Origin of the sequence: Kineococcus vitellinus (assembly GCF_009906315.1) — a bacterium.
Classification (GTDB): domain Bacteria; phylum Actinomycetota; class Actinomycetes; order Actinomycetales; family Kineococcaceae; genus Kineococcus; species Kineococcus vitellinus.
In genome coordinates this window covers 1-7374 of sequence record NZ_JAAALL010000226.1, presented here as the reverse complement: position 1 = coordinate 7374, position 7374 = coordinate 1, and the positions used below count along the sequence as shown (strand labels likewise).

General features: G+C 75.4%; 7 protein-coding genes. 2 read left to right on the top strand and 5 right to left on the bottom strand.

Annotated elements, in window-relative coordinates; genetic code table 11:
- Positions 1-120: 120 nt before the first annotated feature.
- Positions 121-1155: an aldo/keto reductase gene (locus GTQ99_RS17150; protein WP_166616945.1), complete on the top strand. Its 1035-nt coding sequence runs from the start codon at positions 121-123 to the stop codon at positions 1153-1155.
- An 83-nt stretch (positions 1156-1238) separates the two neighbouring features.
- On the opposite strand, the gene GTQ99_RS17145 is transcribed toward GTQ99_RS17150, so the two are convergent.
- The 5 genes from GTQ99_RS17145 to GTQ99_RS17125 form a co-directional block, all read right to left on the bottom strand.
- A complete protein-coding gene (locus GTQ99_RS17145) occupies positions 1239-1460 on the bottom strand; it encodes a hypothetical protein (protein ID WP_166616944.1) in 222 nt (73 codons plus the stop codon).
- Positions 1461-1479: 19 nt separating this feature from the next.
- Entirely contained in the window at positions 1480-2472 is a 993-nt protein-coding gene (locus GTQ99_RS17140) for a YihY/virulence factor BrkB family protein (RefSeq protein WP_166616943.1), read from the bottom strand.
- An 82-nt stretch (positions 2473-2554) separates the two neighbouring features.
- The gene (locus GTQ99_RS17135; RefSeq protein ID WP_166616942.1) at positions 2555-3361 is read right to left on the bottom strand and encodes a DUF3618 domain-containing protein; all 807 of its coding nucleotides are present in this window, start codon (positions 3359-3361) and stop codon (positions 2555-2557) included.
- On the bottom strand, positions 3334-3780 hold the full coding sequence (locus GTQ99_RS17130; protein ID WP_166616941.1) for a phage holin family protein: 447 nt from the start codon (positions 3778-3780) through the stop codon (positions 3334-3336). The genes GTQ99_RS17135 and GTQ99_RS17130 overlap by 28 nt, the downstream gene beginning before the upstream one ends.
- Positions 3777-4661: an ATP synthase F0 subunit B gene (locus GTQ99_RS17125; protein WP_166616940.1), complete on the bottom strand. Its 885-nt coding sequence runs from the start codon at positions 4659-4661 to the stop codon at positions 3777-3779. The genes GTQ99_RS17130 and GTQ99_RS17125 overlap by 4 nt, the downstream gene beginning before the upstream one ends.
- Before the next feature lie 261 nt (positions 4662-4922).
- On the opposite strand from GTQ99_RS17125, the gene GTQ99_RS17120 reads away from it, so the two are divergent.
- A complete protein-coding gene (locus tag GTQ99_RS17120; RefSeq protein ID WP_166616939.1) occupies positions 4923-7340 on the top strand; it encodes an EAL domain-containing protein in 2418 nt (805 codons plus the stop codon).
- Positions 7341-7374 lie beyond the last annotated feature (34 nt).

Here is a 7374-nt window from a genome sequence, read left to right as displayed (position 1 = left end):
CCGCCGCACCCTCGACGAGGCCCCCACCCGGGCGGGTGCCGGTCGCACCTGGAAACCGGGGGGTGCAGCATGGCCCCGGGCGACCGCCCGACGAACCCACCCGTTCGGAGGAACCGCACGATGGAGTACCGGACCCTCGGGAGCAGCGGCACGTCCGTCTCCTCCCTCACCCTCGGCACCATGACGTTCGGCAGCGAGACCGACCGCGAGGGCGCCTTCGAGCAGCTCGACGTCTTCCTGGAGGCCGGCGGCACGCTCGTCGACACCGCCGACGTCTACTCCGGCGGCGTCTCCGAGGAGATCGTCGGCGCGTGGCTGGCCGAGCGCCCGGCCGAGGTGACCGAGCGCGTCGTGCTGGCGACGAAGGGGCGCTTCCCGACCTCGGGGGAACCCAACGGCGTCGGGCTCTCGCGCCGGCACCTGACCCGCGCGCTGGACGCCTCGCTGCGCCGGCTGGGCGTGGAGGCCGTGGACCTGTACCAGGTGCACGCCTGGGACCCGTGGACCCCCGTCGAGGAGACGCTCTCGACCCTCGACGCGTTCGTGCGCGCCGGGAAGGTGCACAACGTGGGTCTGTCGAACTTCACCGGCTGGCAGCTGCAGAAGGCCGTCGACGTCGCCGCCGCGGAGGGCCTGGCGCCGCCGGTGACGTTGCAGCCGCAGTACAACCTGCTCGTGCGCGAGATCGAGTGGGAGATCGTGCCGGCCGCCGAGGAGAACGGCCTGGGCCTGCTGCCGTGGTCGCCGCTGGGCGGCGGCTGGCTGTCGGGCAAGTACACGCGCGACACCGCACCCACCGGCGCGACCCGGCTGGGCGAGAACCCCGAGCGCGGAGTCGAGGCGTACGCGCGGCGCAACGCCCAGCAGCGCACGTGGGCGGTGCTGGACGCGGTGCAGACGATCGCCGAGCGGCGCGGGACGACGATGGCGCAGGTGTCGCTGGCGTGGCTGCTCGCGCAGCCGGCCGTCTCCTCGGTCATCCTCGGCGCACGCACCACCGAGCAGCTGCGCGACAACCTCGGCTCGGCCGACCTGGAGCTGGAGGCCGCCGAGCTGGCCACCCTCGACGAGGCCAGCGACCCCGAGCCCGCGGACTACCCCTACGGCGGGCCGGGCGCTCAGCAGCGCTCGCGCAAGCTCACCGGCGGGCGCTGAGCGCTCGGCAGGGGCCACGCACGAAGGCGCCGGCACCGGGGTCTCCCCCGGTGCCGGCGCCCTCGCGGGTCAGCCGGTGCCGCTCACTCCCCCGGGGCCTCGCCCCGGGCGGGGTCGGGGGTGCTGAAGGCGCTGTCGTCGCCCTCGGCGGCGTCGACGGCCGAGCGGTCGGCGGGGCCGTCGGCGTCGACGTCCGCGCGGACCTGCTCGGTGAGCTCCTGCGAGGTGCGCAGGTGCCGGCCCGCGGTCTGCGCCGCGGGGTCGACCTCGTCCGCGGCGGTGGTGTCCTGGGAGTTCTCGCTCATCGGGTCCTCCTGGTGGGGGTCAGCGGTCCTCGGGCTTGCGGTCGGCGGCGACGGCGTCGCGCCGGCCCATCGGCTGCTCCGGGCCGACCGTGGTGTCCTTGTCGGTCTGCTTCTCGGACTCGGCGTTGATCTCGGCGCCGAGGAGGATGGCGTAGCTGGTCAGCCACAGCCACATGAGCAGGATGACGACACCGGCCATGGCGCCGTAGTTCTTGGTGTAGGAGCTGCCGCCGGCGAGGCTGACGTAGAGCGAGAAGCCGATGGAGACGACGATCCACAGCACCATCGCGACGGTGGCGCCGACCGAGGTCCACTTGGCCTTGGGCGCGTCGCGGTCCGGGGCCAGGCGGTAGACCACGGCCAGCGCGATGACGACCAGCGCGACCAGCAGCACCCAGCGCAGGACGTTGACGACGATGCTCACCGCACCGCTGGCGCCCAGCGCCTTGACGAGCACCGGGGCGACGGCGATGAAGGCGATCGCCAGCAGCATGAAGACGATGGCGCCGATGGTCAGGACGAGCGCGGTGCCCTTGCGCTTGACGAAGCCGCGGGTCTCCTTCTCGTCGTAGGCGGAGTTCGTGGCGGCCATGAGGTTCTCGACGCCGCTGGAGGCGCTCCACAGCGCCAGCACGATCGCCACGACCGCGGTGAGGCCGGCGGTCGACTTCTGGCTGGAGACGTTCTCGACCTGGCCGAGGACGAGCTCGCGCGCCTCCTGCGGGATGGCGGAGATGCCGTTGATCTGGTTCGCGATCTGCGCCGGGTCGCCGAAGATCCCCCAGATGAGGAACGCGGCCGTCAGCGCCGGGAAGATGGCGAGGAAGGCCTTGAAGGCGACACCGGCCGCCAGCAGCGGCACCATGTCCTCCTTGGCCTCGCCCCAGGCCCGCTTGGTGATCTGGAACCACCCCTTGGCGGGGATCTGCTGCGGGGAGTCGGCCCGCTGCCCGCGATCGCCCGACCCGCTGCGCTGCACCGACAGGTCGTTGCCCTGCGTCGTCCTGCTCATGTCCTCCACCTTCTCGCGACGACGCCGATCGCGCTCGCCGGGGAGATCCGGCGAGCGCGATCGGCGTCGATCCTGCGGGAGGTCAGCGCTGGGCGCTGCCCTTGACGTCCGACGCGGCGGACTGGCCGTGGTCCTTGACCTCGGCGGCGGCGCCCTGGCCGTGCTCCTTGACCTCGGAGGCGGCGCCCTGCGCGTGCTCCTTGACCTCGGCCGCGGAACCCTGCGCGTGCTCCTTGACCTCCGCGACGGCGCCCTGGGCGTCCGAGCGGACGGTGTCGGCGGCACCGCGGGCGGTCTCGGCGACGGCCTGGGCCGCCCCCTTGGCCTGCTCCTGCACCGACTCGCGCACGTCGAGGACGGTGTCCTTGACCGCGTCGAGGGCGCCGGAGTCCTGCACCTTGTGCTTGGCGGCGGCCGCGACGTCGGCCTCCTTCTGGCTGGCGGGCAGCAGGGAGGCGATGAGCCAGCCCGCGCCGAAGGCCACGAGGCCGGCGGCCAGCGGGTTGCCCCGCGTCTTGGCCGCAGCGGCCGCCTTCGCGTCGCCGACGGAACCGGCGGCCGAGCCGCCGGCGGAACCCACGCTCTCGCGGGCGCCGGAGACGCGGTCGACGACCGAGTCGCGGGCGCCGGAGACGCGGTCGGCGACCGAGTGGCCCGCACCGCTCGCGGTGTCGGCCACGTCGTGGGCGGTGCCCATGACCTTGTCGCGCACGCTGCCGACGGCACCGACGACGCGGTCCTTGGCGTGCTCCTTGGCGCGGTCGGCGACGTTGGAGGGGCTGAGGCGGTCGGTGAGCTCGTCGAGGTCGGCGCTCAGCGACGACCGGGTCTGCGCGATCTCCCCCTCGAGCTCGCGGCTGCTCAGCTGCTGGTCGGGTGCTTCACCCATTGCGCGTCCTCCTTGAGAGTCACGGTGGTCCGCTCCAGCGGAGGCGGAACCTGCTTGAGGGCCTTCTGGCCGGACTTGGCGAGCACCGCCGCCACGACGGCCCAGACGACGGTCACGATGAGCGCCGCCCAGGCGTGGCCGATGAGGTGGCCGATCGCCAGGATCGCCAGCGCGGTGAGCGAGATGAGGAACAGGTGCCCGGCGACGCCGGCACCCGCGAGCATCCCCGCGCCGCGCCCGGCGTTCTTGGCGTCCTGGCGCAGCTCCGTCTTCGCGAGCGCGATCTCCTGGCGGACCAGCGTCGACAGCTCGGTGGTGATGCTGGAGAAGATCTCGCCGATCGAGCGCTCCTGCTGCGGGGCGCCGGCGCCGGACCCCTCGGACCCGGCGGCGTGGGAGCCCGAGGTCGGCGCGCTCACGGGCGGGACCCGTGCGCCGGGGCGTCGGACACCGACGGGACGTCGCTGCGCAGGTGGTGCGGCAGCAGGTCCTCCTGGGTGTTCTCGCCGTACAGGTCGACGTCGCGGTCGACGCCGCGCTGCGCGTGCTGGCCCACGCCGAAGTCCGTGCCGTGGGCGGCCACGCCGGTGCCGACGCCGACCGGGGGCAGCCCCGCGGTCCCGTAGGTCGGGGTCGGTGCGGTGCTCAGCGGCTCCAGCTGCCGGCCGGTGCCGGCCGGGCTGTCGCTGGTGTGCGAGCTCGCGGCGCTCACGCCGCGGGTGGCGCGGCCGGCGAGCAGACCCGCGGCCAGCGCGCCCAGCAGGAACGTGCCCGGCTTGCGGCGCGCGAAGCTGCGGACCTGGTCGAGCAGGTCGGTGGTGCTGCTGGACTCCAGGGAGGAGCCCCACGAGGTGGCGCGCTGGCCCGCCTGGCGCACCAGGTTCGTGGCCACGCCCGAACCCTCGCTGCTGCGGCCCATCTGCGCCAGCTCGTCGCCGGTGGAGCGCAGGAACGCCGCCAGCCGGCCGCGCTGGGTCTCGGACTGCTCGTCGACCTGCCGGCGCAGCTCGCCCAGCAGGTCCATCGCCTGCGTGCGGGCCTCGGCGACGACCTCGCCGGCCTGCTCCTTCACGCTGCCGACGACGGCGCCGGCCTGCTCCTGGGCGTGGCCCGCGACGGCGCTCGCCTGCTCCTTGGCGTGGCCCGCGACGGCGCCGGCCTGCTCCTGGGCGTGCCCGGCGACGTTCCCGGCCTGCTCCTTCGCGTGCCCCGCGACGTCCCCGGCCTGCTCCTTGGCCGTCGAGGCTGCCTCGGCCGCGCGGCCGCCACCGGAACCACCGGTGCTGCTGCTGTACGCCATGCCGTCCTCCTTCGTCGATGATCCGTGCGCCGGGCGGGTCCCCCGCCCGCGCACAGGCGATTCACCGTTCACCCGGGTCTTCGACCGGTCAGCGGTTCGAAAGATCACCTACCCGTCCGCCCGCTGCTCAAACGTCCGACCACCGCCGGGACGCTCCGGCGCCGCCGGGAGGTGCGCGGGCGGTCCACCCGTTCAGCGGTCCAGGCGGGCCCTGCCCGTGCCGATCACCTCCGGCGAGGACGCAGACCGGAAGGAGGGACCGTGCCCCGCTCGTCGCCCCGCTCGTCACCCCGCTCGTCACCCCGCTCGTCGGCGCAGGCACCGGCCCGCGGCGGCCGCCGGTACGCCGCGGCGCACGTGCTGCTCCTGCTGCCCCCGGCGCTGTTCGTGCTCACCACGGTGCCCGGGGTCCGCGCGCTGCTGGGCACCGCGCCCGGCTACGACCCGTTCCTCGACGGCTTCCTCAACAACGCCGCCTACCTGTGCGCCGCGGCCCTGTGCGCCGTGCGCACCCGCCGCGGCCCGCGCCCGCGCCGGGGCGGGTACCTGCTGGCCGCGGGGCTGGCCGTCTACGGCACGGGCAACGTCGTCTGGTCGCTGTTCGAGCGCGGGCCGTCCGCCTCCTTCCCCTCGGCCGCCGACGCCTTCTTCCTGGGTTCCTACCCGGTGACGTTCGCCGCGCTGGTCCTGCTGGCCCAGCGCCGCGACGCCCGGCACGGGCGCGCCCTGTGGCTGGACGGCGCCGTCGGCGCGCTCGCCGTGGCCGCGATCGCCTCCGCGGCGCTCGTGGCCCCGATCCTGTCGGTGCAGGGCTCGTGGGCGGCGGTCGCCACGACCAGCGCCTACCCCGCGCTGGACCTGGCGCTGCTGCTCGTGCTCGCCGCGGTCGTCTCGCTGTTCGGCTGGCGCCCGCCGGCGGGGCTGTGGCTGGCGGCCGGCGGCCTGCTGCTGTTCGTCGTCGCCGACGTCGCCTACCTGTTCGCCACGGCCCTGGGCACCTACGTCTCCGGCGGGCCCGGCGACGGCGTGTGGGTGCTCGCCGTGGTGCTCACCGCGTTCGCGCCGGGCTGGCCCGCCACCCCCGTCGGTCCCCGGATGCCGGCGTGGGCGCGCACCGCCCTCCCCCTCACCTGCGCCGCCAGCGCCCTCGTCCTGCTCGTCGTCGACCACGTGCACCGCCTGCACCCGGTCACCGTCGCGCTGGCCGCCGCGACCGTCGCCCTCGCGCTGGCGCGGCTGGTGGACACCTACCGGCAGGTCAGCGAGCTCGCCGAGAGCCGCGAGCTGGCCCTCACCGACGAGCTGACCGGGCTGGGCAACCGGCGGGCGCTGTACCGCCGGCTCTCCGAGCGGCTGCACCGCGCGCCCGCCGAGGAGGAGGTGGCGCTCGTGCTGCTCGACCTCGACGCCTTCAAGGAGGTCAACGACGGCCTCGGGCACAGCACCGGCGACGCCCTGCTGCACGCCCTCGGGCAGCGCCTGCAGCACGTGGGCGCCGGCGTCGTCCCCGCGGGGGCCGACCCCCGCCACCGCGCGCTCGTGGTGCGCCTGGGCGGCGACGAGTTCGCCGTCGCGCTGTTCGGCGACTGCGCGCGGCAGGCGCACCGGGTCGCCGAGCGCGTGCACGCCTCGCTGCTGGAACCCGTCGAGCTCGACGGCCTGCAGGTGCGCGCCCGCGCCAGCGTCGGCATCGCCGTCCTGCCGGCCGCGACCGCGGAGCCGGCGGCGCTGCTGCGCCAGGCCGACGTGGCGATGTACCACGCCAAGACGCGCCGGCTGGGCACCTTCACCTACGAGCTGGCCGTCGACGAGTTCGCCTCCGGCGACCGCTTCGCCACCGCCGACCTGCTGCGCACGGCCATCGACGAGCGCGCCCTCGCGCTGCACTACCAGCCGAAGGTGGACCTGCGCACCGGCCGCGTCGACAGCGTGGAGGCGCTCGTGCGCTGGCAGCACCCCACCCGCGGCCTGCTGTTCCCGGACGTGATCCTGCCCGTCGTCGAGGCGGCGGGGCTGATGGAGGACCTCACCACGGCCGTCCTGGAGCAGGCGGTGGACCAGGCCGCCGCGTGGCTGGCCGCCGGCCGCCCGCTGGCCGTGGCGGTCAACCTGTCCGCGACCTCCCTGGACGACGCCGGGCTGCCCGAGCGCGTCGCCTCGCTGCTGGCCTCCCGCTCGCTGCCGGCGCACCTGCTCGAGGTGGAGATCACCGAGGACTTCCTCATGGCCGACCCCGAGCGGGCGCGCGGCATCCTCGACGGCCTGCGCCGGCGCGGGGTGCGGGTGGCCGTGGACGACTACGGCACCGGCTACTCCTCGCTGGCGTACCTGCGCCAGCTCTCCTTCGACGACCTCAAGCTCGACAAGAGCTTCGTCACCGACCTCGTCGTCGACGGCGTGGAGGACCCGCGCGCGCTGGCGATCGTCAGCTCCACCACCGCGCTCGCGCACTCCCTGGGCCTGCGGCTCGTGGCCGAGGGCGTGGAGGACGCCGCCACCTGCGCGGCGCTGGCCGCGGCCGGCTGCGACCTCGTGCAGGGCTGGCACTTCGCCAAGGCGCTGCCGGTGCCGGCGCTGGAGCGGTGGCTGGCCGCCCGCGACGGCGCGGGCGCCGGCAGCGCGGCGGCGGCGCCCGCGCGCGGAACAGCGCCCGCCGGCGCCGGGTTGCCGCTGGGGTGAGCACCCCGCCCGGTCCCGCGCCCGAGCCCGCGAC

What these genes read in the sequence shown, in the direction of transcription:
- GTQ99_RS17150 (WP_166616945.1), top strand. Translation starts at nt 121, where the DNA reads ATGGAGTACCGGACCCTCGGGAGCAGCGGCACGTCCGTCTCCTCCCTC.
- GTQ99_RS17145 (WP_166616944.1), bottom strand. Translation starts at nt 1,460, where the DNA reads ATGAGCGAGAACTCCCAGGACACCACCGCCGCGGACGAGGTCGACCCC.
- GTQ99_RS17140 (WP_166616943.1), bottom strand. Translation starts at nt 2,472, where the DNA reads ATGAGCAGGACGACGCAGGGCAACGACCTGTCGGTGCAGCGCAGCGGG.
- GTQ99_RS17135 (WP_166616942.1), bottom strand. Translation starts at nt 3,361, where the DNA reads ATGGGTGAAGCACCCGACCAGCAGCTGAGCAGCCGCGAGCTCGAGGGG.
- GTQ99_RS17125 (WP_166616940.1), bottom strand. Translation starts at nt 4,661, where the DNA reads ATGGCGTACAGCAGCAGCACCGGTGGTTCCGGTGGCGGCCGCGCGGCC.